This window comes from Curvibacter sp. Hmag1.1 (genome assembly GCF_059769165.1).
Map to the genome: position 1 here is coordinate 3,213,623 of NZ_JBMBGX010000002.1, position 26,481 is coordinate 3,240,103.

Here is a 26,481-nt window from a genome sequence, read left to right on the forward strand (position 1 = left end):
AGGCTCAGCCGACGAGCCACCTGAGTCATCTATTTGTCCTCCCGGGAACAATGGAGGCCCCTCATTGCAAGGTATTTCGATAGGCTGAGAAAAGTCTTGATGAGGCTCCCATATGAAAAATTTGAACATTCGCACGCGCTTTATTCTGTTGATTGGCGCTTTTTTTCTTGGTCTGGGGATTTACGGTGTTTGGTCCTTCAAGACGCTCGGTGATCTCAAGGTCAATGGGCCGCTATACCACCACATCGTGCAGACCAAAGATTTGGTAGCTGACATATTGCCGCCACCGGTGTACATCTTGGAAACCTATCTGGTCACGCTGCAATTGGCGATGGCCAAAGACAAAGTTCTTCAGGATGAGTTGATAGGTCGCATGAAATCCCTTAAGAAGGACTACGACACGCGCCACGAATACTGGTCCAAGGCGGCGTTGAATCCCCGATTGGGGGAAGTACTCTTGAAGCAGGTTGATGTCCCCGCTCAGCAAATCTTCAAAGTTATCGAAAGCGAGTTGATACCGGCGGTCAAGAAAGACAACCAGGATGCGATGCAGGCAGCACTCGGAGAAATCACAACTCTCTTCAATACGCACCGAAAGTCGATTGACCAAGCTGTAGAACTTGCCAGCAAGCTCGCTGAAGAAGATGAGGCACTTGGCAAGTCCAGCATTGAGAGTGCGTCGACGCTGATGATGATTATTTTGCTGATAACGCTTGCAACAACGATCGGCTTTGCTTTCGCTATTGCCAACAGCATCCTCAAGCCACTGCGCGAGGCGGTTGAAGTCACCGAGAAAATTGGTGATGGTGATCTAAGCTTGACGATTCACGCAGCGGGTGACAATGAACTTGCGCAATTGCTGCAGTCGTTGCAGGTCATGCAGGACAAATTAATTAACGTAGTGTCCAGTGTGCGCAGCGGCTCTGAAGGAGTAGCAACTGCCTCTGCTGAAATTGCTCAAGGGAATCAGGATCTGTCTGCGCGGACAGAAAGCCAAGCGAGTTCACTGGAAGAAACTGCGGCAAGCATGGAAGAGCTATCAGCCACGGTTAAGCAAAATGCGGACAGCGCCCGGCAAGCCAATCAATTGGCGATGAGTGCGTCCACCATCGCCATGCAAGGCGGACAGGTCGTTGAGTTGGTTGTGCAAACCATGAAGGGCATCAGTGAGTCGAGCAAGAAGATATCAGACATCATCAGCGTTATCGACGGAATCGCATTCCAAACGAACATTCTGGCTCTGAATGCTGCGGTTGAAGCCGCGCGAGCCGGTGAACAGGGGCGCGGTTTTGCTGTTGTCGCCTCCGAAGTTCGTTCCCTCGCTGGACGTTCAGCAGAGGCGGCCAAGGAGATCAAGACACTAATCAACGCAAGTGTTGAACGAGTTGAACATGGCACTGTGCTCGTAGATCAGGCGGGTTCGACAATGACGCAAGTTGTTGATGCCATCAGGCGCACAACCGATCTCATGAGTGAAATAAGTGCGGCAAGCAGTGAGCAAGCAGCTGGAGTGGCCCAAGTTGGAGAAGCTGTTCAAAACATGGACCAAGTCATCCAGCAGAACGCCGCACTTGTAGAAGAAATGGCAGCTGCTGCCAGCAGCCTGAGCAGCCAGGCAAGCGGATTGGTTCAGCTCGTCTCTACATTCAAGTTGGGGACTTCGAGTCCATCCGGGGCACAGGAAAAAAATCATACTCCCCAGTTGAAATTGATTCATGGCTCCCAAAAAGGCGCACCGTCCAAAGTGCTTCCACAGCAGTCCCAGATAAAGCCAGTCCCCTTCACTCCAAGTAAATCTGACTCTCAAGAAAGCTCGAAAAGTGGAGTTGATGATTGGGAGTCGTTTTGAACGCTAATCGGCACGTTCTTTGCGTCTGAAAAAGGCTGTACGTTTGGTTGACCGCGCTCAGTCCCATCTCGATGCTGTCTATTTATCCCTAGGTAACATGGGCCACACGATAGAGTATTTGCATAAAGAACTCTTGAACCTGAGTATTCATTTGGAAGCGTATGAAGGCGACCCCAGTCCCGAACTTTGGGATCAACTTTCCCGAAACTTTGCTGCAATGCGGGATGCGATAACGCTGAGGTCGGAGAATTTAAAAGATGCAATTAGTTTGGTAGATTGGCAAGAGAGAGGTGGTTCGTGCCGGATAGCTGAAGAAGCACTTTCAAAAATCAGGACTATGTAGATGAAAGTCGTTATGAAAATTGCGCTGTAAATAGGCAGGAATTCGCGTCTCCTCGCGAACTACAACCCGCCATATGCGATCCGCGACTTGGGCCAGAGATTTCTACTCGATCTCAATAACGCCCACTCTTCCAGGGCAACATAATGTCTCAGCACCTTTACGGCTTTATCTCTGTCTCGGCATGACAAAGAGGTGTGCTCGCAAGCCAGCCCGAGTCGTTTGCATAAAGCCTGAAGATTGGTGTGGTGGGCAAGCACTTTCGGGCTCAAGGAAGCATTGCGCGCTAACTGAATGCAGGATTGGTACTGCTTTAAAGCTTCATCCATGATGAAGACGTTTGAAAGCGCTTCAGAGGTTCCCGCAGCCACCATCGATTGATTTTTTTATCCTGAGTCCATAGCCTTTTTTGGTGCAAGTGTCGGCCAAACAAGACCCAGCTGAGTACTTCTATCCGCAATAGTACCCTGTGTGCGAACCTCTCGTACCCCTCGGGCAATGTCAGGTTGGCTTGGATGCCGGCCACCATCTTCGAGAGGTCGTTCTCGGTAAATCTGGGCTTCTTCACGTCAGACTTCTCCCTCCTCAATCCAGATACCTCTACTTTTTTGACGGTCGTTGCTCAATGAAAAAAGCATTGTTCTCGGTAAATTGTATTTGTTATTACAAATCAAGCAACATGAAGAATGCGCATTCGATTGAATAGAGCCATGTTCATGATCGAACTGAACAAAAGTCGCAGCCAACTGATATTTAGAGCGATGTGGAGCATCTGAATCAGCTCACTGGATCGTTTTGACTGATCAAAAGCAATGGACGACTGACGGTACGGGCCTTAAACACGAAATCATCTAGGAAACCAGCCGTGTTATCTATCCTTAGGAAGCCTGAACGGGAAATCGTCATTTCTCAACCGGATGTTCAGGCTGCATTGACGTATCTTCGTAACTTGCCAGGTTTCACTTGGCAAAAGGGCTGGGATCGTCAGTGGTTGTTGAATCAGGTACGCGCTGGAATCCGAGAATTAATGAACGCTCCATGAAACAGAGATGTTTGCGTCCAAGTCGCGCCAGGAGTTTGCGCGATTTCGCAACCATTTGGACTTGATCTAGGTCCACCTGCATACATGGCCGATACGCGGGTTCAAGTACTGCTTCTGATCCGTGCAGTTTGGATTGACCCCAAAGCGATAACAGAACTAAGGGAAACCGTTACATGAGCAAGTAACCGGCAGTAGGTCAAACCAAAAACCGGATACCTTCGTTGTAGGTGGGACTTCTTGCCCTAGCCTCAAAGTGAGTTGGACATTATTACGCCAGCGTTCCAGTTCCAACCCCATTGCTCCACTTAGTTCTTGTGTGATGGAAAGCTCCTCTAGAAAATCAATATTCAGGCCCAGAGGAAACAGCTGATTTATGTTCATGTTGCACGCCCAGCAACCAATTACAGACCCGAAAATTGGCTTAATCTCATCAAAATTGTATACGTAGACACAAATGAGGCAATCCTCAATTTATCAATTTGATCAAATTAGGTTGTCGTCGAATTAATCAAGTTAATTCAGCGTGAAAAGTAAATAATCAGAAGATTGATTGTCAGAACGTAGCTTGCGACCGCAGCGAGCGGTGTTTTTGTGCGGAGGCTCAAATAGAGTATTCCTTCATTACTGCTCTGATCAGTGTTTGTGCGGCCATAGTGGGGGGAATTCTGGCCCATTGTTTAACGTTTCAGTTCAAGAAAAGGCGCGTTGTTGCGGAGTTGCCGTATCCGAACCATAGTGCACTTCCCCATGGTTATAAAGAGCAGTTGCTCACCTCTGCATTGCCGAGAGAAGGCATAGAAACCCTGATTCCGCAAAGGCAAATACTAGCGGCCTGGCAACGAGATTTGTTTGAACATAAACGAGTAATGGATAAATCTCACGCCTGTCACCTCAAGAGGTCCCAAATGTCGATGTGGACCCGCAAGGACCGTTCTATCGAACCACATGGCGTCGATCATGCCCTCAAAGATGAAGAAATCGCAGTTCTTCAACTCAATGGTGATGAATACAAAAAATTCTACTTCTCAGGCAAACAAATCTTCTGCACCAGACGTGGGAAGAATACTGCCGTTGGACAGAGCAGCTTCTGCAACAAGGCTTTGAATGCTGCAGACCCTTGTATTCAATACAAGGCACCGCGCAGGGTGTAGCTGATTTCATGCAGCAAAGTAAAGAGCGCGAACTCCATCCGTTCACTTTATGTGCCTATGCCGTCAGTTTGCTTCATATTCGACGTTGATATGTCAAAACATCAAAGAGGAATCCGTAAACTGAGCAATCATGGTTGCCCCTTCAATTGCAGCGAATTCGTGAGGAACACCAATCACTCAATCCCAATCCAATGTTATCTGCTGGATATGAAAAAAGCTAAGTCGCGAGATGGCATGTCAAGTCATCAAATCTTTGTATACCTCCTGATTGCCTATGTATTTGTCTGCGTGGTGAGTTCAGGAGCTTGGTCCATGATCTAGGCTCTTGAAACTAATGACTATGCGACCCAAGCAAAAGTCTCCTCAAGAAGAGCTTGCGATTAATCGTTCCGATATCGTTCGAGGAATCGCCGCCAAGTTCAAAGATATTGATACCAAAGATTCGGAACTTGCAGTCCGTTTGATTTTGGATGCAATGGCAACAGCACTGACAAAGGGTCAACGGATTGAAATTCGCAATTTTGGGGTGATGCAGACCAAGACCAGACTAGCTGTAACCTATCGGAATCCGCGAACCGGCGAAAAACTGGTAAAGAGGTCTAGCAAGCTCGTGCGTTTTAAGGAAGGAAAGAATTTGCGTAAGCGATTAGCTACTGACATGTCGGCGCGCGCCTGAATACAAGGATGTCCCGAAAATACGGCGTGCTGTGCCTGGTGGCAATGGCTGATTTGTGCTCGTGCCGTGCGCCTTTGTCCAAGTGCTTTCACGGGTACCGAACTAGGCAAGATTCGATGCGCGAACCTCCCAAATGGAAAATCAAAAGTCCCTCGCAGGTGAGCCTGTCAGAAATTTTGTGTGTGAGGCATAACTTGTCATCAAGGAACATGAATGCCGTGCAATACACGCAAGCCCAAAGCAGCACAGGTGCTGCCAACCATCCCCGAAGAACTCATTGACCAGTTTGTCAACGGCCCCATGAGCGCGGAGGCGGTGAATGCCGACTCCATGGCGTTCAAGAAGGCGCTGATTGAGAGAAGTGGCTCGGTTAGTTTGAACAGTCAAACCCCGATAGATAATTGATGAAGGGCGGGTTTGAAGAGATGCAGAGTTGTCCACGCATGCAGTCAACTCGGGGCGCATCGAAGAATTCATTTTACGCAACCTCTTGAAGTTCAGGCAGCCCTGCAAGCCAAACCTCATCGGGTGTTTGCCCTGCATGGCTGGAGTGCTGGCGCTCTGCGTTGTACCAATCGATATAGCGTGCAATGTCCGAGCGGGCTTGGCTGACCCCTGATGGCCACCCAAATTCCCCCACTTATGGCCACCTCAAACTCCCCCACCTGAATTGATCGGGGACAGGGTCTCAACGCCGACACCGTCGGCACCTGTGGGCAGGACGCATGTTCTGGCTTTCCTCGAAGGAAGGCCAAGGAGTGAATGTCTTGAAACCCAACCAATGCGCTACCGTCATCACGCTGCTGGAGCGCAACACCCTCCAGCGCGAGATTGCCCGCATCACCGGCATCGACCGCAAAACCATTCGCAGCCACCACCAGCGCTGGCTGCTTGACCCCGCAAACTCCCCCAGGGTGGCCACCGGCTCTGAGGCTGTGGCCACTCAAATTCCCCCACCCTGGCCACCGGCTCCAGTTTCCACTTCCTGCAGCCTGTGCGAAGTCCACCGCGATTTCATACAGGCCCAACTGCTCTTGCGCCGCAACGCCACCGCCATCTACCAAGACTTGGTCGATGCCCACGGCTTTACAGCCGCCTACAACAGCGTCAAACGCTTTGTGCGCGCCTTGCGTAAGAAGGCACCCGAGCAGTTTGACCGCCCGTCATTCCTGCCCGGCGAAGAGATGCAGGTCGATTACGGCGAAGGTGCGCCGATCTTGGTGCCCGGCTCTGATCGCTACAAGAAGCCCCGCCTGTTTGTCGCCACACTGCGCCACTCCCGGCGCAGTTTCCGCCGGGTGGTCTGGAAGTCCAGCCAGCAGGTGTGGGCTCAGCTGCACGAGCAAGCGTTTCGCTACTTCGGGGGCTGCCCCCAGTACGTGGTGCTGGACAACCTCAAGGAGGGCGTGCAGAGGCCCGACCTGTACGAGCCCGAGCTCAACGGGGTGTATGCGGCCATGCTTGATCACTACGGCGTGGTGGCCGACCCAGCCCGCGTGCGTGACCCCAACCGCAAGGGCACGGTGGAACACGCCATCGGCCACACCCAGGCCACCGCCTTGAAGGGCAAACGCTTTGATTCCATTGAAGCCCAGAACGAGTTCCTGGAGCATTGGGAAACGAATTGGGCCTCCAAACGCATCCACGGCAGCGAGCGCCAACAGGTTCAGGCCATGTTCGAGGCCGAACGCCCACACCTCAAGTCCTTGCCCCTGCTGGGCATGCAGTACTTCACACAAGGCGTGCGCACCGTCTGCGACGACAGCTGCGTGCGGGTCGATCACAGCAGCTACGCCGCCCGCCCTGCAGCCATTGGCGCCAAAGTGCTGGTGCGTATCTTTGAGTGGCGCATCGAGATCCGGGACCTGCAAGGTGCGTTGCTGCGCACCCACGCCAAGGCCGAGCGGCCAGGCACTGTGGTGCTGCCCGCAGACGAGCGGGTGTTCAACCCATCGCGCGAGACACGGTTGATCTTGCGACAGGCCAAAGAAATTGGTGAGCACGCCAGCCGCCTGTGTGAGCTGATGTTTGCAGCCGAGGGCCGGGTAGGCCAAAGAAAGCTTTGGGGCATCGTGGGTTTGACCAAACGCTACCCGGCGGTCTGCATTGACAGCGCCTGCGCCCAGGCCTTGGCGCGAGGGGTCTACAGCTACAACCATGTCAAGACTTTGAGTGAGCGTTTGTTTGTCAATGCCATGACGACCATGGACGAGGCCGCAAACGATGGCCATGACGGTGGTGGTGGCCGTGGTGGTGATGGTGGTGACCTCGTTCACGCAGACCCTCTGGCCCAGCGGCATGCGCTCATTCGCCAAGGCAACGAGTATGCGGATTTGTTCACCCATGCGGCCATGGTGGCCAGTGCGGCGGTGGGCCGGGCCATGGATGCGGCTCAAGGGGGTCAATCATGAACATGACCGAGATTGACAACGCTTTGTGTCAGCTGCGCCTGTCGGGCATGCAGCAAACCCTTTCCACACGAGCGATGCAGGCCCAGGCCAGCGAAGAGCCTTTCTTGGAGACCTTTGCCGCCTTGCTGCAAGACGAGCTGGAGCGGCGCAGCTCGGTGCTGCTGGATCGCCGCTACAAGCGCTCGGGTCTCGATGAGAAGGCCTCGTTGGCAGACTTGGACTGGCGCTTTAACCCCAAGATACCGCGCGCTGCGTGCTTTGAGTTGCACAACTTGAAGTTCATCACCGAAGGGGCCAATGCGCTGATCGTGGGCAAACCGGGCACAGGCAAGAGCCATGTGGTCAAGGCGCTGGCGTACCAGGCCACGCTGCAGGGCTATGACGTGCGGTACTTGGAGGCAGACACCGAGTTTGCGCGGTATGCACTGGCACCCAGTCCAGACAGGGCGAACATGCTGCGGGCGTGGGTCAAGCCAGATTTGCTGATCGTGGACGATTTGTTTCTGGCCAGGCGGATCACGGCGGAGGCGGCAGAAGTTTTGCAGGCCATCGTTCACCAGCGCTACAAGCTGCGAAGAGCGTTGGTTGTGACATCGAACCGGGTGGTCCAGGACTGGGGCAAGTATCTGGGGGATGCGACGATGGCCAGCACGATCCTGGACAGGCTGATGCACCGCTGCGTGATGCTGGAGTTTGAAGGTAAGAGCTACAGGCTCAAGGAGGCGGCTGCTCGCTTGGCCATCCAGCCTGAAACGTCAAAATCTAGCTGCGCTGCCTGGGGGAATTTGGGGTGGCCACGGGTGGGGGAGTTTGGACTGGCCATTAAGGGCTGACAGACTCGTAAGCCTTGAGGTATACGCATTCGTACTTCACCGAACGCCAAACGCGCTCCACAAACACGTTGTCCCGCCAAGCCCCACGCCCGTCCATTGACAGCTTGACTCCAGACCCGAACACGGTATCCACAAACTCCTGAGCCGTAAACTGGCTACCTTAGTCGGTGTTAACTAACTCGGGCGTGCCATAACGATTGACCGGGTGGGCAGTCGCGCCACGCTCATCACCAGCCAACTGCCGGTGACGGCCTGGCATGCATGGCTCGATGAGTCGACCCTGGCTGATGCCATCCTGGACCGCATCGTGCACGGCTCCCACAAGATGGCCTTGAAGGGCGAGCACCTGAGGAAGCTGGCCAAGGCTGCCTAACCAATGCACCGCGACTGGCACATTCCACGGCCATCGTGGACAGTTGGGATAGGATTGCCACCGTCACTCAGGACACCAGCACAGGGTGTCCGCCATCGAACGGAATGCTGTCCGCGATGAACGTGGAATCACAGTCCGCCATCAATGGAATGCGCAGTAAGGTACAGAAACCCGCGCTCAATGCGGATGTGAGTGGTATCCAGTGCCCAGTATGGCTGCCGCTTGAATAATGGGCCAATGGGGGTGCGGCATTGACACCCAGACCTGTTTGCTGCGCACGATGGCCAACTTGCGCAGCAGATAGGGATAAACCTTGTGCTGCGGGTTGCGTTCGCTGGTGCCTGGCTGCGGGGCCAGTGCTTCGATGCCCATCTGGGTCATGAGCGTTCGCACATGCAAACGGCCTGTTTTTGGCCACGCTTAAACAGGTGGCGGCTGAGCAGGCGAGCTCCCATGAGGGGGAATTCCAGATGCTACTCGTCAATGACGCGCATGAGCGCCAAATCTGCTGCGCTTGTGGAGCGCGGCAGGTAGTACACCGAGGAGCGGCTCATGCCCAGTAGACCCGCCTGCTTGGTGATGCCCAAAGTATGGTCTCAGTCAATCATTTGCCTGCGCTCAGCAATCCCGCCTTGGTGAGCGCGTTGTTAAAAAAATCCAGCTCCAGCGCTTGCTGCCCGATCTTGGCATGCAGGGGAGCCAGATTGACGGGTTCTTCGGTCTTGCCTGAGTCAAAAAGCTCAGCTGCACGGGTCAGCAGAAGCTTCTTCCAATCGTTGATCTGGCTGGGGTGTAGCTCGTACTATTGGCATAACTGAGCCATCGTCTTGTCCTCGCTTAATGCGGCGAATGCCACCTTGGCCTTGAACTCGGAATTGAATAGACGCCGTGTGCGACGGCCTGATGATGTCTTACTCATTTTGGACTCCTTGCCAGGCCGTCATCGGCCCAGCTTGATACCCCAATCATCCACTTAGCCAAATTGTACAAATTCGTCGGGCCACTTCTTTATCGAGTTGTTCGGCAAGCTGAAGCAGGCCCACCTTGTTCTTTATTACTTTGCTCTGTTGTGCAATGTTCATCTGACTTTCCTTCCTCTTGCCAGTTCAGCAAGAATATCAAAAAGTCAGATTAAGTCTTGACTAGTACACATGAACTACTTTCAAGTAGCAAAAATAAATGTCCTCGCCCCAGTGTTTAGTTTCTGATTGGAGCCATCACAATGAACCGATTGACTTACGGCTTCCATTGAAAAGAATCAGCATTATGGAATGATCTCTAAGGAAGGAATGATGATCGTTATTCACTCCCGCTGTGCTTCTCACCGTAACGAGCTTGCCACGATTCTTCCGAAAGACCGGACGCTTCTCGGTATGTCCTAAACTCGCGCGCATCAAGCACGATCTTTCCGTTGATGGTGAGGCGGCCACGAGTTTCCTTGTACTGCCGACTGCTCACCATGTGATCCATTAGCTTTAGCAACAGGCCGCTCAGTTCATTCATGTCGGGACCGGGTAGGGAAGTCGGCACGACAGACTTGACGGGTTCTGGTTGTGGCATATCAGAAGCCTTTCGAATGAGTCCATCAATATCTACGCCCGGGCGCAGAGTCTTTAGCAATGTCCGTAAACTATTGTTCTCGCGAGTAACCAAGCGCGCTCTGCTCTCCGTGTCTTTTATTCGAGCGTGTAGCACCGGATCTGAAATCATATCGGCAAGGCTATTATTGCCGCTCGACCCATTGGAGGTATTTCCAGCTGCCTGCTCGGTAAGACGAAGCCGGATGTACTCACCCAACTGGGAGCCTTGATTGGATACCGTGGAATATGCTGGACCATCTTTACCGCAGCGACGGACGACTTCCGCAGCTGTGATGGGCACCTTGTCTTTCTCCATCCGGTCGCAAATTTCTTTGATGAGCTGGATGTTTTTTCGCCGCAAACTGTTACGCGACGTGGCAATTTCGTCGTGAAGTATTTCTGAAGCACGTCTAATCGGATGCCCTAACTGGATGCTGTTCATTCAGATCCTTGGGTTAATCGGCGTTTAGCGCCTACCATTGCTTTATTCACGCCACCGGAAAGAAGTGACTTCAAGTCACCTTGGAGGTGGGGAAGATTTTTCAATTTGATTTTCCCTTCGAGCAATGCATTGGTGTCCATCGGAGATGCTGATGCGCGTTGTAGCAACTCTATTGCGAGATTCGCTGCGGCAAGACGTTGAGCTTCATCAAGTTTGAAAAACATGGACGATAGTTCTTGCTCATCGTTAACTGCAAGAAAACGGCCTACGGCTAGCTCGATATCCTGATGTGCGCTCAAGCCCTCATCAGTGAAGGCCGGCAGGATTTCAGAGCAGGTAGACAGGAAATGCTTGAGTTCAAGCTCGGTGGCAGAACCGTAGCCAAAGTGAGGATCGCCTTTGTCCTGGCGCCTGAAAAGCACGATTGGTTCGGTTCCTTGAGCTGATTCTTTCGTATCGCGAGCTTTTCGGTATGCATCTAGTTTGGCAATCGAACTTTCATAGAAGCGCATGCGGTGCCACCATTCGGCCAGCATATTGTTCAACTGTCGCTCTTCCACATCATTCTTACCACGCAAGAGATCCGCAAGAGCGGTATCGTTGGCATCCTCTGCATCCATGATTTTTTGTCGACAGGAGGCTAACGAATCTACCTTTTTTCGAATCTTCATGATTAGTTGGTTGCCTTCAATCACTTGCCCGAGGAGGAAAGCCGGTCCGGTGAGCCAAAACCTGCACTGTGGGCAGGATGGACCTCGATCACCCACTGGAACCGGATCTATGCGCCCCTTGCTCGTTAACCCACCTTCTTCGCAGCGAGTGCCGGGGCAGATGCCTGAATGGCGAACGTGAATAAGCCCGGTGTTTTCTTGAAGCGCATCGAATCCGGTGTACATGCCCTCGTGATCTGGGTGCGAGATCAGAAACGGCTTCATTTCTGCAATCTCGCTGTCGAGCAATCGTGGCAAGGGGCCTAGGCTTTCACCTGCCCGTTCATGGGCTTGCATCATGGCGCGGCGTACCGAACCCGGTGCAGGTGAGTCATACCAGAGCGTCATAATGTAAGTCGCATGACCCGCAACATATTCCGATACGATGTTGAGCGGCACGCCTCTGTCGAGTAGATCGGTGATGCCAGAGACACGCAGTGAGTGTAAATCGTGAAGCGCAATAGGGTCGGTATCTCTTTTGCTGCCAAACCGAGCAAGCGTTACACGATTCTTGTCTTCAGATGCAAGCGCATTAAGTCGCTCTTGAACTGCAAACGACAGCCTTCCCCAAATTTTCCCGAGCTTTTGCTTGGACACTGGAAAGGACTTGTCGGAGACTCGGTCAATCACCGCAGGGTCACGGAATAGACAGTAAAAACGATTTTGCGAGTCAATCCACTCCTGCGGGGTATTGCGATGACCTTGGGCGTCTTCGATGGTCTGGGTGTTCGGATGAGGTGCGTAGCGCTGTATCCACTCACGCTGATATCGAAGATGGTGCAGCAAGTCATCACTAATCCAAGGAATTGCATAGCCTTCGTCGCTTGTCTTGTTGACGCAAATCCACAGTCCAAGCAACTCGGGATCAGAAGCTAAGCCTGACGGCATCACCTGCAAGAAACCTTCCCGCCTGTTTGGATCAATTCGGCCGTTAACGGGTAATTGATTTGGGTTAGGGAGCATACGCCCGCTGTCGAAGTCATAGATTACCGCGTCACCTTCACCGGAATCAAACATCCGGGCTTGTAAACTTCGAAGTGGTAATGATAAAAGCGTATAGAGGCATAGCGCCGCACTGGGGCACCACACATACTCTAAGCGCTTAGTTTCTTGGTTGACCAGATGAGCCCAGTCGCAGTCCCACTGCTTGGCCCAGGCATAGTCGTCTTCAATCAGCAATTTCCTCATTGTCTCCAATATGTCGGCTGAGATTGACTTGCGTGTAGTGCCGGAGCGTAGTTCGACATTGAATCGGTCACGCCTCATATCTATCGGATTTGCGAACCACTTTGCTTCATGTAGGCCACCCTTAAACTCCACCCGCTGCCTGTCTTGAATGAAGCTGAAAAATTGGCTCATTTGCTGCAAACGAGAATTGCACCCGTCTGGAGTCTTGATTTCTCTCCTCAAATAGTTACGAAAGCACGGACCACCTTCTGTAAAGTCGTTGATATGTGAACGTTGTGTATCTAGGGGGTGCAACGGCGGTGTGGGCAAACTCACAAGAAAGTCTAGAAACTCAACGCAATAGCTCTTGCGTTGCAAACCACTGCCAGGAGCATTAGGGTTGTCGCGAATGAAGGCCGACAGTTGCTTCGCCCAACCAGCCAAGTGTGGATGCTCGACCACACTATCCGAAAGAGATGAAAACTCGTCCAGAGAGATTTTGGGACGATTCTTGGTTATTTGCGCTTGTCGGGGTGCACTTGCGAAATGACTGTTATGTAACAAGAGCATCGCGTTATAGCATCGGCGCGCGTAGCCGATTTGTCGATGAGAGTCAGGCTTACCGTTATCAACCAACTCAGCGCATCGATTAAAAAGCGCGGTGCTAGCTTGTCCAATATTTTTGAAGGTTGAACAAACAGTCAGATATTTGGCGTACTTGTGAGAAAAACTGTATTCCGTGTCATTTTTTGCCAATCCGCTGAGCATCTCCAAAATCGGGACATGCTGCTGCGGCCCAAACACAGGGTTGAGATAGCGTCGGGTGTTGTCCTTGTGCATGAGCGCGCGTATTTCATTGGTTCCGCTTTCTCCAGTGATAAAGGGAAAAAGTATCCAACCACGCTTGGCGGCCATGCCCAGGAATTCGAAGATGCGTGGTTGATGGAAACTTGGTTTTGGCGATCCAAGCTTATAGTCAGTAGATGCAAAACCGGTGAATAGGGCAGTGGTCAAGTTACCAAAGAAATCTCGTGCAGATTTGGCCTTGCCCAGTTCATGTTGAAAATAGCGATAACCGGTCTGGTCTATACTCGAAGTATCCAAATAGAGCGCCAACATTTCTCCTATGGTTTTGGGCTTAATTTGTGCGATAAAGTCTCGCTGTTCACCTAAACTCATTCTTCTAAACTTTTTCGCAATCTGAACCAATTGAGTTTCGCCTGATAGCTGAATTATTTGGTCCAATGAAAAGGCCCTTAAACCAATTTCTTTGACTTGCAAAGCTCGAATGAGGGGGCCTTTGTTGCTTGCTTGCATTAACTCGGACCATCTGTCTTCCAATCGTTTGAACGCATGCTGCTCTACTGCCTCGGCTAACTCTTCAAGTGACGGTTCGACAAGAATGAGAAACTTAAGCTTGTGCGGATTTAGTAAAACCGATTTATCAATACTTCCCGGTGCTGGATAAATCTCAGGTGGTTGATCCGATATGAACTCATAGGTCATTACATTGTCCTGGTTAGGGCTCTCGTGTCGATTTTTCCAAAGGGAATACTTCCAAGGTTCATCTGGGGAAGCGGCTTCAATCCAGCATCAGCGAATTCTTTGGCAAGTTGTTCACGTTCAATAGCATTGAGTCCAGTTCGGCCCTCAATCTGAGCGATTTTTTCTGCCTGTTGCAGTGCTTTATGGGCGCTGCCTGGACTGATATGCGCATATATCGCAGTAGACTGAATCTGCACGTGCCCCATCCATTTTTGGATGAGCAACAGATCTGCCTTCAAGACGTCGGCGCAATAAAATCCATAGAAGTGGCGTAAGGAATGAGGTCCGTATCCCTTCAAAGATACGCCATGTTTTTTTTCCAAACGGCGGCAAGCTAAGAGGAATTGCTTTTCGACGGCTTTGATAGTGAGTGGCATGCCATCTTGTGCAACAAAATAGTATGGATGGCCTCGTGTGGGAGCGGTAGCGCGCGCGCCGTGAAGGTAATCTCGATGTAGTTGCAAAAGGTATTCGCCAGCATCCCGAATCCAGTAGATCTCCGAACTATAGGCTGCTTGGTCATCGAACTTTATTCCTTTCCATCCTACAGCGCTTCGATTGGCGCCATGCTCTGTACGTGGAAGCAGGTTGTGCATAGCTTTGAGATACTCACGTCGCTGCCCGCTTACCTGCTGGTGGGCTTTGTTTGTCCATCTCATCGGTGCATAGGACGGATGTTTGAGTTCGACCAATAGCTCCGTACCGCGGCTTCTGATGTCCACTAAGAACAAATGAAGCATCTCGGAAAGGCGTCTGCCTCCATAAGCCAACAAAGCAAAGAGTAGTTTGTCCCGAAGATTTTGGGTCTGGTCGATAAGGTCTTGTACCAAGTAAGGTGGGAATGGTTTGTACTGCGTAAGGCCAACAGTCTGGCGTTTGCGGCCTCCTGTCTTCTTTCGTGACCTTGACTTAGTATGGAACAACAGACTTTTCTCAGCATGGCTCAAACTGATCCATGACTCTCGACACGCTTCTATGAATTGAGCCTCACCCACACTCCAGAAGGGGCGGCTAGTGTCCATCAGGAATTTGACATATTCAAACACTGCGGATCGTGTGAATAGGTACTGCTGGGTACTTGCAGGTCGCCATTCAAGTACGGTTCCCCGATCGAACGCAGCAAGAAAGTCTTCCAGAATATTGCGTAACTTCCCTGATCCAACGGGAGTGTCACCACAAACGAGCTTATAGAAGTCGCGAAGTTTGCCAATAGCTATCACTGATTTGGTGATCGATTCATAGCTTAATGCACCCTGCAACTGGTGGTATCGCGCAAACTTCGCGGCACTCAGTGAGATGAGCGGATTTTCCGGATTGTCCAATTCAATTACAACCGGCAACGTTTGAGCATCAACCGCGTCGATAGCTAAGTGCACAACTGTGTGGGAACTTGAGAGTTCAGTCATGTCTTGAATAGTAAACTAGTTGGGCGTATTAACTATTTTGTCTGACACAGTTTAATCAGCTTTTTGAAGGTAATGCCTATAGCGTTCAGTCAGAACTAGTAGATCATCTGTGGTAGAGATAATGTCGCCCGTGCAACCACCGCAAGAGCCACCGCACCCCCGAGCAGGCCAACATGCCGCTGCTGTACACGCCCTATGTGCCCAGCTTATGGGAGGACTTCATCCTGCGCAACCGTCGCATCCTGGCGGACCAGATGGAGTTTTTGATGGCGCATGTGCCGGCGTCGTCCCGTTTGCTGGTTTAGCATGCGGGCATGAGTACCAGCCCTGCCCAAAGACCCGCTACCCGCACCCCGTCTGAGCGCCCGCGCATCGCCCTGATTGCGCACGACCGCAAAAAAGACACCATGGTGGCGCTCGCCCGCGAGTTCGCCCCTTACCTGAAAACTTGCACCCTGATGGCCACCGGCACCACGGGCGGCCGCTTGGTCGATGAGGTGGGCCTGCATGTGGAGCGCATGCTCAGCGGCCCCTGGGGCGGCGACTTGCAGATTGGCGCGCGCCTGGCGGTGGGCGAGGTGGACGCGGTGATCTTCCTGCGCGACCCCATGACGCCCCAGCCGCACGAGCCCGACATCAACGCCTTGGTGCGCGCCTGCGATGTGCACGATGTGCCCTGTGCCACCAACCTGTCCAGCGCACGCCTGGTGCTCGCGCAGTTGCTCCTGAAAGCATAGCTGCTCGCGCACATGGGGCGGGCGCTGGAGGCCGATTTCGTGCTAAATGGGTGCTTACCCCACGGTCACGGGCACAAACAATCGGTCCTCACCGCGTAGCACCAGCAACGCCATTTTCTTGCGCCCTTGGCCCAATTGGCTCTTGAGTGTGTCGGGTGAGCTGGCCAGCTCGCCATTGACCGACAGGATCACATCGCCGCTGCGCAGGCCGGCGCGCTTGGCAGGGCCGTCGGCTACGTCTTCCACTACCAAACCGCCGGCGACTTGCGCTTCGGCGCGTTCCTGACGGTTCAAGGGGCGCACGGCCAGGCCCAGTTGCTTGTCTTGCGGAGCGGCGGACTCAGCGGCGACCTTGCCCGATTCCATCTGGCCGAGCGTGATGCTCAGCTCTTTGGGCTTGCCTTGGCGCCACACGCTCAAGGCCGCGTTGCTGCCCGGTGCAGTGTCAGACACCAAGGGCGGCAGCTCGCTGGACTGGCTGATGGCGGTGCCGTTGAACTTCAGGATCACATCGCCTGCCTGCAGGCCGGCCTTGTCGGCAGCGCTGCCTTTGTCCACTGAGTTCACCAGGGCGCCGGCGGGCTTGTCCAGTCCGAAGGACTCTGCCAGCTCGGGGCTGACTTCCTGGATGGTCACACCCAAGCGGCCGCGGCTGACCTTGCCGTGCGCGAGCAACTGGCCTTCGACCTTCATGGCCACATCGATCGGGATGGCAAACGACAAGCCCTGGTAGCCGCCGCTGCGGCTGTAGATCTGCGAGTTGATGCCAATGACTTCACCCGCAAGATTGAACAAGGGGCCGCCGGAGTTGCCGGGGTTGATGGCCACATCCGTTTGCAGGAAGGGCACATAGCCCTCGTCGGGCAAGCTGCGCGATTTGGCGGACACGATGCCGGCTGTCACCGTGTTCTCAAAACCGAAGGGCGAGCCGATGGCGACCACCCATTCGCCCACACGGCTGTTTTTCGGATCACCAATTTTGACGGTGGGCAGGTCTTTGGCATCGATTTTGAGCACCGCCACATCCGACAGTTTGTCGATGCCCAGCACCTTGGCCTTGAACTCGCGCTTGTCCTTGAGCTTGACGGTGACCTCGCTGGCATCGGCCACGACGTGTGCGTTGGTGAGCACCACGCCATCGGCCTTGACGATGAAGCCGGAACCGGTGCCACGGGTGGGCGCGTTGTCAGACTCTGCAGGGGGCTGGAAGCGGCGGAAGAATTCATAAAACGGGTCACGTGGGTCCAGCTGCGGCACACCGCTGCGGGCGCTGGTCTTGACCGCACCTTGCACGCTGATGTTTACCACGGCCGGTCCCTGCTGCTCGGCAATGTCGGCAAAGCTCGCTGGTGTGCCGCCGCGTGCATCCATGGCGCGGCTGATGGCTGTGGGTGTGGCGTCGGCGGGTGCGGCGGCCGGGTTACGTTGCGAAAGCGCATAGCCGCCCAGAAAGCAGCTGGACGCCAGCACGCCGATGAATGTCGGTTTGAGGTAGAGAGAACGCTCTGTGTGTTGCATGGTGTCATCTTTCAAGAAACAGACTAGACCTGCTTCAGATAAGGACGCGCCAGCCCGAGTTCCAGCGCGGAAATGCAAAGAAATGTGAAGCGTTCGGGTGTGGAGGCTGCGCCCGAAGCAGGCGCTACAGCGGGTGGCTTACCAGTTTGAAATCAGCGTCTTCTTCAAAGGTTTTGACGGTGAAGCCCAGGCTGCGCATCAGCTTGAGCATGCCGGGGTTGTGGGTGAGCACCAGGCCTTCGATTTCGCTCAGGCCTTTGTCGCGTGCCACGTCCATGATGGACATCATCAGCCGCGAACCCAGGCCTTTGCCGGCAAAGTCGTCCGCCACCACCAAAGAGAACTCACAGCTCGATTTGTCGGGGTTGGTCACATAGCGCGACACACCGATGATGCGTTCGGTTTCCAGCATCTCGCCGTCTTCGCCCGCAGTGCGTGTCTTGTGAATGGCCACCAGCGCCATTTCCCGGTCGTAATCAATCAGTGTGAAGCGGGCGAGCATCGCGGGCGGCAGCTCATGCATGCTGGAGACAAAGCGGAAGTAGCGACTCTCCTTGGAAAGGCCTTGCACCAGGTCCTGCAGCATCTGCGCGTCGTCCGGTTGCACCGGGCGCACGGTGTATTCACCGCCCCCGCGCATGGGCCAGAGTTGCTCGTACTGGGCGGGGTAGGGCAGGATGGAAAGGTGGTTGTAGTTGTGGACGCGGCTGCTGACGCCTTGCGGTGCGTTGTCGATGACGATGCGTGCGTCCACCGCGAGCGCGCCGTGTTCATCCACGATGATGGGGTTGATGTCCATCTCGCGCAGCTGGGGCAGCTCGCACACCATCTCGGAGATGCGCAGCAATATCTGCTCCAGCAGGTCGATGTTGGCGGGTGCGTTGCCGCGCCATTCACCCAAGGTCTCGGCCACCCGCGAGCGTTCGATGAGGCGGCGCGCCAGAAACTGGTTGAGCGGGGGCAGTTCCATGGCGCGGTCGTTGATCAACTCGATCATGGTGCCGCCGGCGCCGAAGGCAATGACTGGACCGAACGGGTCATCCGTGACCAAACCGATATAGATCTCACGGCCATGTCGGGAGCGCACCATACTTTGCACCGTGACGCCATTGATGCGGGCATCGGGGCGCAGGCGCTTCACGGTTTGCATCATGTCGTTGTAGGTGTCACGCACACCGGTGGCGTTCATGATGTTCAGCGCCACGCCGCCCACATCCGATTTGTGGCTGATGTCGGGCGAGTCGATTTTGAGCACTGCCGGAAAGCCCAGCTGTGTGGCAATCATCATGGCCTCGTTGGCGCTGCGGGCCAGGATGGTACGTGTGACGGGAATGTGGAATGCCGAGAGCAGGGTCTTGGACTCCATCTCGGTGAGCACCTTGCGCCGCTCGGCCAGCACGCTTTCGATCACCAGGCGCGCGCCTTCAATGTCCGGCTTGGCCAGCGTGGAGAGCGGTGGTGGCGTTTGCTGCAAGAGCAGCTGGTTCTGATGGAAGGAGGCAATGTTGCCGAAGGCGCCCACTGCAGCTTCCGGAGTTCTGAAGCTGGGTATCTCGGCGGCTTTCAGGATGCCACGTGCCGCGTTGACCGTGCTGTCGCCCATCCAACAGGAGAGCAAGGGTTTGCCGATGGTTTTTTTGACCTCTGCCAGGGCGGTGGCCACCGCAGACGCGTCGTGGCCCGCTTTGGGCGAATAGATGGCCAACACGCCGTCTACCCCTCGGTCCTTGCCGGCAGCGTCCAGCGCTGCCTTGAAGTGTTCTGCGTCCGCTTCCTCCGACAGATCAATCAGATCCGTTAAGGAGGCCAACGGCGGGAGCAGGGGTTTGAGGGTCTCTGTGGTCGTGGCAGAAAGCCTGCCGAGTTCCAGCTGGAGTTCGTTGATCCAGTCGGCGGCCAGCACACCGGGGCCGCCCCCGTTGGTGACCAGTGCCAAGCGCTTGCCGACGGGGCGGTAGCGCGATGCCAGGCACTTGGCTGCCGAGAACAGCTCCACGAAAGAGCGCACCCGCACGGCGCCTGCGCGGCGCAGAGCAGCGTCGAACACATCGTCACTGCCCACTATGGCGCCGCTGTGGGTTTGGGCGGCCTCATTGCCGGCAGGGCGCCGCCCGGCCTTGAGCACTACCACCGGTTTGGCGTTGGCAGCCATACGCAGGGCACTCATGAACCGGCGGGCATCCGAAATGCCCTCCATGTAGACCACGATGCTTTGGGTTTGCGCGTCATTGGCCAGAAAGTCGAGCACGTGCGCCAGATCCACGGAGGTGTGGGGGCCCAATGACACGACAGTGGAGAAGCCCACAGCGTTGTTGGCAGCCCAGTCCAGCATGGAAGAGGCCAGGGCGCCCGACTGCGACACCAGCGCCAGCGGCCCGCGGTGTGCCAAGGGGCCTGCGAGGCTGGCATTGAGCTGCAGCTGCGGGCGTTGCAAGCCCAAAGAATTCGGGCCCAGCAGTTGTACGCCTTCGCGTTTGGCGATTTTGGCCAGGGATGCTGCCAGCTCTGCACTGATGCCACTGGACACAATCACTGCGGCTTTGCAGGCTATGCGCCCTGCAATTTCCAGCGCAGCGGTCAGATCCTCAGGAGGGAGGGCGATGACCGCCAGGTCTGCGCGCGATTGCGCCAGGTCTGCCAAGGTGCCGGTGCTGTGGATGTCCAGAAAACGCAGCAGGCCGGTAAATGTCTGGGCCTGCAGGGCGGCCACCAGCATGCGTGCCTGAGGCGGCAGTTGCTCAGGTGCATCCACCTGCCCGGCAAACACGATGACCGATTGCGGGGTGAAAAGAGGGGACAGGTAATGCTTTTCCATGGGGTGTGACTCCAGATTCAATCGGCGCCGATGAGGACTTTGACGTGCTCGGCCACGCTGCGGGCCAGCGGGTTCAGCACATAGCCGCCCTCCAGACAAGAGATGATGCGCCCCTGGCAATGCCGTTGGGCGACACCCATGAGCTGCCGGGTGACCCAAGCATAGTCCGCATCGACCAGACCGAGGTTGCCCATATCGTCTTCACGGTGTGCGTCAAAGCCTGCAGAGATGTAGATGAGCTGAGGGGCAAAGGCGTCCAGCGCAGGCACCCACTGGGTGGCCACCGCCTCGCGGAATTTGTCGCTGCCCGAGCGTGCGGGCAGACCTACATTCATCATGTTGGGGCCCACGGCCTTCTCCCCGTTATAGGGATAGAGTCCCTGCTCGAAGATGGAACACATGAGCACCCGGTCATCGCCGCGAAAAATGTCTTCACTGCCATTGCCGTGGTGCACATCGAAGTCAATCAAGGCCACGCGTTCCAATCCGTGCACGTCCAGCGCATGGCGTATACCAACCGCCACGTTGTTGAAAAAGCAAAACCCCATGGCAGCCGAGCGTTCTGCATGGTGGCCCGGCGGGCGCACGCTGCAAAAAGCGGTGGGTACCTGCCCGCTGATGACCAGATCTGTGGCCTGCACGGCAGCCCCCGCCGCGCGCAAGGCAGCACGTACTGTGAAGGGGTTCATGTCGGTGTCAGGGTCCACCTTGTGGTAACCCTCTTTGGGAGACGCCTCAATCAGCTCATGCACATAGTTGATGGCGTGGGCCCGACCCAGCTGCGCTTCGGTGGCCAGAGGCGCGTCATAGGTGTTCATGTAGTCCAGCAGTCCGCGCAGCAACAGCATGTCCTGGATGGCACCCAAGCGTTCGGGGCACTCGGGGTGGTCCGGCCCCATTTCGTGGCGGGCGCAGTCGGGGTGAGAAATAAAGGCGGGCAGCATCGTGTCTCCTGCATCTGTTTTTTTGCCAGTCTAGGCAGCCAAGCTGACACGAGTCTTGATATGGGGCAATAAGGACCGCATCAAGCCTTTACACAACCTTCACCGACCAGCGACTTGATTTGTACCCTCGCGACGCAAACTGGACCTGGCAAGCGAACGCACTGTCACAACCGCAAGGAGTTTGTAGCGATGAACAAAAGCATCTGGAAATGGGCGCTGGTAATGGGCATGTTGGCCGGTAGTGCCGCGTGGGCTCAGCAGGAGCCGTCGTTGAACGACATTTACACCACTGCGCAGGCCGGCAAGCTGGAGCAGGCACAGGTAATGGTGCAACAGGTACTGGTTTCGCACCCCAACAGTGCCAAGGCCCACTATGTGCGCAGCGAGCTGTATGCCCGACAGGGCCAACTCGCCAGTGCACGCGAGTCGCTGGCCAAAGCGGAAAAACTGGCTCCCGGTCTGCCCTTTGCCAAGGCAGAGGCGGTACAAGCCTTGCGCAGCCAGCTCTCGGGCAGCCAGGCGAGCGCTGTGGTAGCCCATGCCAACGCGGCGCCGGTGGCTTACAGCAGCCCTGCACCGTCCTCGTCGGGTGGCTGGGCGCTACCTGTGCTGCTTGCCGGCGGCGTGATTGCCTTGGCGTTTTTTGCTTTCCGCCGCCGTACACCGGACGTGAAGGTCCTCCAGCCTGCCTATGGTGCTTCCATGAGCGGAGGGTTGAACGGCCCGCAGACCTTCGGCGGCCCAGCGTCCAATCCCTATGGTCCGCAGCCATACGGCCCGACTTATGGCGCCGGATATGGTCAAGCCCCCGTCAGTGGTCTGGGGGGAAAAATCATGGGCGGTGTTGCCACCGGGCTGGCCGTAGGTGCTGGCGTGATGGCGGCGGAAGCCATAGGCCGCAACCTCATGGGTGGGCATGACGCGGTGCATGACAGTGGCAACTTCAGCAACCCGGTGTCAGATAACAGCGTCTTGGGCAACGACCTCAACCGCGACATGGGCGGAGCGGATTTCGGCATCAGCGACAGCACCACGTGGGACGACCCCGGAGTTTCCAGGGATTCGTCCTCGGATTGGGATACTTGAGTTGGTACCATCGCGTCACTCATGACGCCCAAAGCCACCCCTCACTCCTCCCCTCGCGTTCCCCCCCGAATGGTCACCACCAGCGCCTATGTGCTGGCGGGTGGTGTGTGCCTCGCGGTCTTGGTGTACGGCCTCCTGCCTGGACTTCTGGCGGTTTGCCTGGGTTTTATGGCCACTCAGGCTTTAAGCACCAGCCGGCGCTTGGGCCGCTGGCGGCCTAGTGGCTTTGCGGCGGCAGCGTGGGTCATTGTGGTTCCGCTGGTGCTGTTGGCATTGGTGTTGTCCAACGCCAAGGGCATGGTGTTCAGCGCGGGTGCGCAGTACGAAGCCTTGCTCCACCACTTGGCTGGTACGGTGCTGGAAATCCGCCAAAAGTTGCCGCCCAACCTGGCCGCCCACCTTCCTGATGAGCTGGTCGCTGCACAAGCTTGGCTGGCGGCGTACCTGCAAAGCCAGGCCCATGCCCTGACGGGTTTCGGCTCTGCCGGCCTGCAGGGCGGGCTCTTGGCTTATGTGGGCTTGGTCATTGGTGCGCTGATCGTGGGCTCGCCCGGAGTAGAGCATCCCGCGCCTCTGCGCGCCGCTGCACGCGCCCGTGCCCGGTATTTCATCAGCGCCTTCCGGCAGATTGTGGTGGCCCAGTTTTGGATCGCTACTTTCAATGCTGTTTGTACGGCGCTCTTTTTGTTCGGCGCCTTGCCCTTGTTTGACGTGCACATTCCGTACTCGGGCATGCTGGTGGCGCTGACTTTTTTTGCCGGACTGATCCCGATTGTCGGGAACCTGTTGTGCAACGGGGTACTGACCCTGGCAGGTGTGTCAGTGGCCCCCATGGTGGGCTTGGCTTGCCTGATGTTCTTGATTGCCATCCACAAGTTCGAATACGTTATCAACGCCAAGGTCGTGGGCAAGCGCACCGGCACCTCCGCGTGGGAGTTGTTGACGGTGATGTTTGTGGGTGAAGCGATCTTTGGTGTCGCTGGCCTGGTGGCCGCGCCCCTGTACTACGCCTACATCAAACGCGAGCTGCTGGAAGTCGGCTTGGTCTGAAGGAGGGCTGATGTTTTCGCATATTTTCATCGGCGTTTCCGATTTCGAGCGGGCCATGCGCTTTTACCGGCCGCTGATGGACGTATTGCAGTTGGACTTGCGCTTTTGTGAACCCGAGCGGCCTTGGGCCGGTTGGCAGCAGGCAGGCGTGAGTCGCCCCCTGTTCTTGGTGGGCACGCCTTTTGAAGGCACGCACCACGCGGGAAACGGTCAGATGACGGCATTTCTGGCTGAGACACGCGCTATGGTGGATGCGGCCTACCAAGTCGCTCTTGCGCAAGGTGGTGTGTCCGAAGGGGCTCCGGGCCTGCGCCCCGAGTATCACGCTCATTACTACGGCGCCTACTTTCGTGACCCGGAAGGCAATAAGCTTTGCGTGGCCTGCCATGCGGCAGGCCAGCCTCTCAGTCCAGGCTAGTCATCGCCAGCCGGTGGGTTTGGTCTTGTCCCAGTTCTCCCGGAAGACCACGAACTCCTGCAAGGGCATGGGTTTGGCCACGATATAGCCCTGTACCTCATCACAACCGGCACGTTGGATGGCCTCGAGTTGTTGTGGTGTTTCCACCCCTTCGCACACGGTTCGCATGCCCAAGGTCTGGGCCAGGCCGGTAATCATGTGGACGACGGCCTCTGCATCCTTTTTCTCGACCAGTTCAATCACAAATGCCCGGTCTATCTTGAGCGTGTCAAACGGGAAGCTGCGCAGGTAAGACAACGATGAGTAGCCCGTACCAAAGTCGTCCATCGCCAACTTGACGCCGGTTTTCTTGATGGCATGCAGCATCGCCAAGGCGTGGTCGGCGCTTTCCAAGAATACGGATTCGGTGAGTTCCAACTCCAGCTGGCCGGGGTTGACCTGGAATTCATCCATGGCGTCTTGCAACACCGACAAAAAGCTGTCATCGCGCAGCTGCATCGATGACACATTGACCGATACCTTCAGCCCTGCCAACGCGCTGGAGTGCATGCGGCAGGCCTCCAGCAAGGCCCAGCTTCCCAGCGCTGCAATCATTCCACTTTGCTCCGCGATGGGGATGAATTCACCGGGACTGATCCAGCCCAGCACCGGGTGTCGCCAACGCATGAGGGTTTCTGCTCCCACAATTTTCCAGGTCTTGAGGTCGACCTTGGGTTGCCAGTAGAGCTGTAGCTCCTGCTGGTGCAGGGCCTTCCGAAGGCCATATTCCAGGGTGGCCCGTCGCTGGTTGACGGCCCCCAGTTCAGGGGTGTAGGCCACACATTGCCCGCGTCCGGCGTCTTTGGCCGCATAGAGGGCAATGTCGGCCTGAACCATCAGTTCATCCAGGGTAACGACGTCCCCACGGCTGATAGTCAAACCCACACTGCCGCCCACGGTCAGGCGGCGCACGCTGATGTCCAAGGGCTCTTGAAGCAGGTGTACCACCCGGCGACCCAGTGTGGGTGCTTGCTGGATGTCGCCCGGTTCTACCAATACAACCGCAAATTCATCGCCACCCAGGCGGGCAATCATGGTTTGTGGGCCGAGTTGCTGCCTCAGTCGCTGGGCGATCAAACGCAGCACATCGTCCCCTACGCTGTGGCCATGGCGATCGTTGATGGCTTTGAAGCGGTCCAGATCGATGGATAGCAGAGCCAGGGGGTGCTTTCCGGCGACCTTCTCCGTCAAAAATTCCCGGAGCTTGAATCGGTTGGTCAGTCCGGTCAAAGAGTCCGTGTGGGCCAGTTGCCGCAACAGGTTGGTGCTTTGCACTTTCTCCGTGACGTCGGAGACCACCCCACGCCATCCGGAGAAGGCGCCTTCATCGTTTTGCAGTGCTTTGCCGTTCAGCTGAATGTGTCGGTTCCCGCTGGGACTTTTGAAGGAGATCTGCAATTCTTTGAAGGGCTTGCCACTCGCCAAAGCCTCTGACAGGGTGACTGCACCGCTGGCATCAATGGGCACCAAGATGCTCATCCATGTGTTGCCCGAAACTTTTTCTTCGCTGACTTGGAGCAGCTCACACAACTTCGGCGAGATGTGCACCAGCCGACCGGCGGCATCGGTTTCCCAGAGTGCATCGCCGGCGTTTTGTTCAAAGTCCGAGAGAAGCACAGAGATCGTCTGTTCCTGCTGTTGCGATTGGCTCTCCGCATTGATCAAGGCCATGGACTTGCGCCAGGCAGTCAGGGCGGCGAGCGTCACCAAGGGGGCATAGACACTGACCAACGCCGCAACGCCTGAATACGCAGGGTTACCGCTACGCCACAGAGCTGCGAGAGCGGAGGCACTGAACACCGTGACATAGGCCACGCTGGCCAGTGGTAGCGGGTTCAGTACAAAACCGCCGGCACCGATCATCCCGGTCAGCAGGGTGGCGATGGTCAACTGTTGGCTGTCAGAGGCGCCCGGAAACCAGAAGACCGGAATAAAGGCCCATACGCCACCGAGCACGATGGCGTGCCAAGTGGCTTTGTGGATGGTGCCAGGTGAAGCTTGGGTGAATTGCCGACCCAAACTCCGGCGCCAGCTGCGCAACGCAAACAAGCACACGGTCAGGATGCCGGCAAACCAAAGCAACAGTTCCCAGCTGATGTCTGGAGAAAACGTCCACAAAATCAGCCCGGCGCTGGCGATGTTGGCCAGCATGGTTTCAGGTGTCAGCCGGACGACGGCAGTCAGATGCGCAGCACGCAGCCTGCCCGCTTGCGGAGTCGCGGCGCTGTACATGTCTACCAAGCCGGCCCGGAAACCGGTAGCAGGGCGGGAGGCGTTGCCTTTCATGGTGCTGGGCTGGGGATTACACGGGTTCTACAGATATGTTGATGTACATCCTACACCGCGACT

General features: G+C 55.7%; 19 protein-coding genes and 4 pseudogenes. 13 read left to right on the forward strand and 10 right to left on the reverse strand.

Annotated features, from left to right (window positions below):
• Positions 1–112: 112 nt before the first annotated feature.
• The 5 genes and pseudogenes from ACOAP0_RS15640 to ACOAP0_RS15660 form a co-directional block, all read left to right on the forward strand.
• Positions 113–1,849, forward strand: a complete 1,737-nt coding sequence (locus tag ACOAP0_RS15640) for a methyl-accepting chemotaxis protein (RefSeq protein ID WP_498377154.1) — start codon at positions 113–115, stop codon at positions 1,847–1,849.
• 19 nt (positions 1,850–1,868) lie between these two features.
• Positions 1,869–2,192, forward strand: coding sequence for a hypothetical protein (locus ACOAP0_RS15645; RefSeq protein WP_498377155.1), 324 nt, complete (start codon positions 1,869–1,871; stop codon positions 2,190–2,192).
• 1,944 nt (positions 2,193–4,136) lie between these two features.
• Positions 4,137–4,382 (forward strand): hypothetical protein, encoded by a 246-nt coding sequence (locus ACOAP0_RS15650; RefSeq protein WP_498377156.1) that lies wholly within the window; start codon positions 4,137–4,139, stop codon positions 4,380–4,382.
• A gap of 340 nt (positions 4,383–4,722) precedes the next feature.
• Positions 4,723–5,058 (forward strand): HU family DNA-binding protein, encoded by a 336-nt coding sequence (locus ACOAP0_RS15655; protein WP_498377157.1) that lies wholly within the window; start codon positions 4,723–4,725, stop codon positions 5,056–5,058.
• Positions 5,059–5,271: 213 nt separating this feature from the next.
• Positions 5,272–5,421, forward strand: a pseudogene (locus ACOAP0_RS15660) (IS256 family transposase); the annotation flags it as partial.
• A 115-nt stretch (positions 5,422–5,536) separates the two neighbouring features.
• Here ACOAP0_RS15660 and ACOAP0_RS15665 read toward each other — a convergent pair.
• Positions 5,537–5,698 (reverse strand): integrase core domain-containing protein, encoded by a 162-nt coding sequence (locus tag ACOAP0_RS15665; protein WP_498377158.1) that lies wholly within the window; start codon positions 5,696–5,698, stop codon positions 5,537–5,539.
• 118 nt (positions 5,699–5,816) lie between these two features.
• Between ACOAP0_RS15665 and istA the strand changes: the two genes are divergently transcribed.
• Positions 5,817–7,469, forward strand: coding sequence for an IS21 family transposase (gene istA / locus ACOAP0_RS15670; RefSeq protein WP_498377159.1), 1,653 nt, complete (start codon positions 5,817–5,819; stop codon positions 7,467–7,469).
• Positions 7,466–8,302, forward strand: coding sequence for an IS21-like element helper ATPase IstB (gene istB, locus ACOAP0_RS15675; RefSeq protein ID WP_498377160.1), 837 nt, complete (start codon positions 7,466–7,468; stop codon positions 8,300–8,302). The genes istA and istB overlap by 4 nt, the downstream gene beginning before the upstream one ends.
• On the opposite strand, the pseudogene ACOAP0_RS15680 reads toward istB, so the two are convergent.
• Positions 8,298–8,498 (reverse strand): annotated as a pseudogene (locus tag ACOAP0_RS15680) (IS3 family transposase); the annotation flags it as partial. The gene istB and the pseudogene ACOAP0_RS15680 sit on opposite strands and share 5 nt — an antisense overlap.
• A 3-nt stretch (positions 8,499–8,501) precedes the next feature.
• On the opposite strand from ACOAP0_RS15680, the pseudogene ACOAP0_RS15685 reads away from it, so the two are divergent.
• Positions 8,502–8,675 (forward strand): annotated as a pseudogene (locus ACOAP0_RS15685) (ATP-binding protein); the annotation flags it as partial.
• A gap of 177 nt (positions 8,676–8,852) precedes the next feature.
• Here the strand turns inward: ACOAP0_RS15685 and ACOAP0_RS15690 are convergent.
• The 4 genes from ACOAP0_RS15690 to ACOAP0_RS15705 all read right to left on the reverse strand — a co-directional run bounded on the left by ACOAP0_RS15690 (position 8,853) and on the right by ACOAP0_RS15705 (position 15,525).
• Positions 8,853–9,056, reverse strand: coding sequence for a hypothetical protein (locus ACOAP0_RS15690; protein WP_498391465.1), 204 nt, complete (start codon positions 9,054–9,056; stop codon positions 8,853–8,855).
• A 918-nt stretch (positions 9,057–9,974) separates the two neighbouring features.
• Entirely contained in the window at positions 9,975–10,697 is a 723-nt protein-coding gene (locus ACOAP0_RS15695; protein WP_498377162.1) for a hypothetical protein, read from the reverse strand.
• On the reverse strand, positions 10,694–14,080 hold the full coding sequence (locus ACOAP0_RS15700) for a VPA1269 family protein (protein WP_498377163.1): 3,387 nt from the start codon (positions 14,078–14,080) through the stop codon (positions 10,694–10,696). The genes ACOAP0_RS15695 and ACOAP0_RS15700 overlap by 4 nt, the downstream gene beginning before the upstream one ends.
• Entirely contained in the window at positions 14,080–15,525 is a 1,446-nt protein-coding gene (locus tag ACOAP0_RS15705) for a tyrosine-type recombinase/integrase (protein WP_498377164.1), read from the reverse strand. The genes ACOAP0_RS15700 and ACOAP0_RS15705 overlap by 1 nt, the downstream gene beginning before the upstream one ends.
• Before the next feature lie 122 nt (positions 15,526–15,647).
• On the opposite strand from ACOAP0_RS15705, the pseudogene ACOAP0_RS15710 reads away from it, so the two are divergent.
• Positions 15,648–15,830 (forward strand): annotated as a pseudogene (locus tag ACOAP0_RS15710) (HNH endonuclease); the annotation flags it as partial.
• A 9-nt stretch (positions 15,831–15,839) separates the two neighbouring features.
• Positions 15,840–16,262, forward strand: coding sequence for a methylglyoxal synthase (locus ACOAP0_RS15715; protein ID WP_087496769.1), 423 nt, complete (start codon positions 15,840–15,842; stop codon positions 16,260–16,262).
• A 54-nt stretch (positions 16,263–16,316) separates the two neighbouring features.
• On the opposite strand, the gene ACOAP0_RS15720 is transcribed toward ACOAP0_RS15715, so the two are convergent.
• The 3 genes from ACOAP0_RS15720 to ACOAP0_RS15730 all read right to left on the reverse strand — a co-directional run bounded on the left by ACOAP0_RS15720 (position 16,317) and on the right by ACOAP0_RS15730 (position 21,539).
• A complete protein-coding gene (locus ACOAP0_RS15720; RefSeq protein WP_498377165.1) occupies positions 16,317–17,780 on the reverse strand; it encodes a DegQ family serine endoprotease in 1,464 nt (487 codons plus the stop codon).
• A gap of 124 nt (positions 17,781–17,904) precedes the next feature.
• Positions 17,905–20,595 (reverse strand): bifunctional acetate--CoA ligase family protein/GNAT family N-acetyltransferase, encoded by a 2,691-nt coding sequence (locus ACOAP0_RS15725; protein ID WP_498377166.1) that lies wholly within the window; start codon positions 20,593–20,595, stop codon positions 17,905–17,907.
• Between the two features lie 17 nt (positions 20,596–20,612).
• Positions 20,613–21,539 (reverse strand): histone deacetylase family protein, encoded by a 927-nt coding sequence (locus ACOAP0_RS15730; RefSeq protein WP_498377167.1) that lies wholly within the window; start codon positions 21,537–21,539, stop codon positions 20,613–20,615.
• Between the two features lie 189 nt (positions 21,540–21,728).
• On the opposite strand from ACOAP0_RS15730, the gene ACOAP0_RS15735 reads away from it, so the two are divergent.
• From ACOAP0_RS15735 to ACOAP0_RS15745, 3 genes are all read left to right on the forward strand, one after another.
• A complete protein-coding gene (locus tag ACOAP0_RS15735) occupies positions 21,729–22,625 on the forward strand; it encodes a tetratricopeptide repeat protein (protein WP_498377168.1) in 897 nt (298 codons plus the stop codon).
• A gap of 69 nt (positions 22,626–22,694) precedes the next feature.
• Complete coding sequence (locus ACOAP0_RS15740; protein ID WP_498377169.1) at positions 22,695–23,675, forward strand: AI-2E family transporter; 981 nt, start codon at positions 22,695–22,697, stop codon at positions 23,673–23,675.
• A gap of 10 nt (positions 23,676–23,685) precedes the next feature.
• Entirely contained in the window at positions 23,686–24,093 is a 408-nt protein-coding gene (locus ACOAP0_RS15745) for a VOC family protein (protein WP_498377170.1), read from the forward strand.
• On the opposite strand, the gene ACOAP0_RS15750 is transcribed toward ACOAP0_RS15745, so the two are convergent.
• Positions 24,094–26,418, reverse strand: coding sequence for a putative bifunctional diguanylate cyclase/phosphodiesterase (locus ACOAP0_RS15750; RefSeq protein ID WP_498377171.1), 2,325 nt, complete (start codon positions 26,416–26,418; stop codon positions 24,094–24,096).
• Positions 26,419–26,481: the final 63 nt, after the last annotated feature.

What these genes read in the sequence shown, in the direction of transcription:
- ACOAP0_RS15735 (WP_498377168.1), top strand. Translation starts at nt 21,729, where the DNA reads ATGAACAAAAGCATCTGGAAATGGGCGCTGGTAATGGGCATGTTGGCC.
- ACOAP0_RS15695 (WP_498377162.1), bottom strand. Translation starts at nt 10,697, where the DNA reads ATGAACAGCATCCAGTTAGGGCATCCGATTAGACGTGCTTCAGAAATA.
- ACOAP0_RS15750 (WP_498377171.1), bottom strand. Translation starts at nt 26,418, where the DNA reads ATGAAAGGCAACGCCTCCCGCCCTGCTACCGGTTTCCGGGCCGGCTTG.
- ACOAP0_RS15740 (WP_498377169.1), top strand. Translation starts at nt 22,695, where the DNA reads ATGGTCACCACCAGCGCCTATGTGCTGGCGGGTGGTGTGTGCCTCGCG.
- ACOAP0_RS15650 (WP_498377156.1), top strand. Translation starts at nt 4,137, where the DNA reads ATGTCGATGTGGACCCGCAAGGACCGTTCTATCGAACCACATGGCGTC.
- ACOAP0_RS15700 (WP_498377163.1), bottom strand. Translation starts at nt 14,080, where the DNA reads ATGACCTATGAGTTCATATCGGATCAACCACCTGAGATTTATCCAGCA.
- istB (WP_498377160.1), top strand. Translation starts at nt 7,466, where the DNA reads ATGAACATGACCGAGATTGACAACGCTTTGTGTCAGCTGCGCCTGTCG.
- ACOAP0_RS15705 (WP_498377164.1), bottom strand. Translation starts at nt 15,525, where the DNA reads ATGACTGAACTCTCAAGTTCCCACACAGTTGTGCACTTAGCTATCGAC.
- ACOAP0_RS15690 (WP_498391465.1), bottom strand. Translation starts at nt 9,056, where the DNA reads ATGACCCAGATGGGCATCGAAGCACTGGCCCCGCAGCCAGGCACCAGC.
- ACOAP0_RS15715 (WP_087496769.1), top strand. Translation starts at nt 15,840, where the DNA reads ATGAGTACCAGCCCTGCCCAAAGACCCGCTACCCGCACCCCGTCTGAG.
- ACOAP0_RS15725 (WP_498377166.1), bottom strand. Translation starts at nt 20,595, where the DNA reads ATGGAAAAGCATTACCTGTCCCCTCTTTTCACCCCGCAATCGGTCATC.
- ACOAP0_RS15730 (WP_498377167.1), bottom strand. Translation starts at nt 21,539, where the DNA reads ATGCTGCCCGCCTTTATTTCTCACCCCGACTGCGCCCGCCACGAAATG.
- ACOAP0_RS15720 (WP_498377165.1), bottom strand. Translation starts at nt 17,780, where the DNA reads ATGCAACACACAGAGCGTTCTCTCTACCTCAAACCGACATTCATCGGC.
- ACOAP0_RS15640 (WP_498377154.1), top strand. Translation starts at nt 113, where the DNA reads ATGAAAAATTTGAACATTCGCACGCGCTTTATTCTGTTGATTGGCGCT.
- ACOAP0_RS15745 (WP_498377170.1), top strand. Translation starts at nt 23,686, where the DNA reads ATGTTTTCGCATATTTTCATCGGCGTTTCCGATTTCGAGCGGGCCATG.
- ACOAP0_RS15655 (WP_498377157.1), top strand. Translation starts at nt 4,723, where the DNA reads ATGCGACCCAAGCAAAAGTCTCCTCAAGAAGAGCTTGCGATTAATCGT.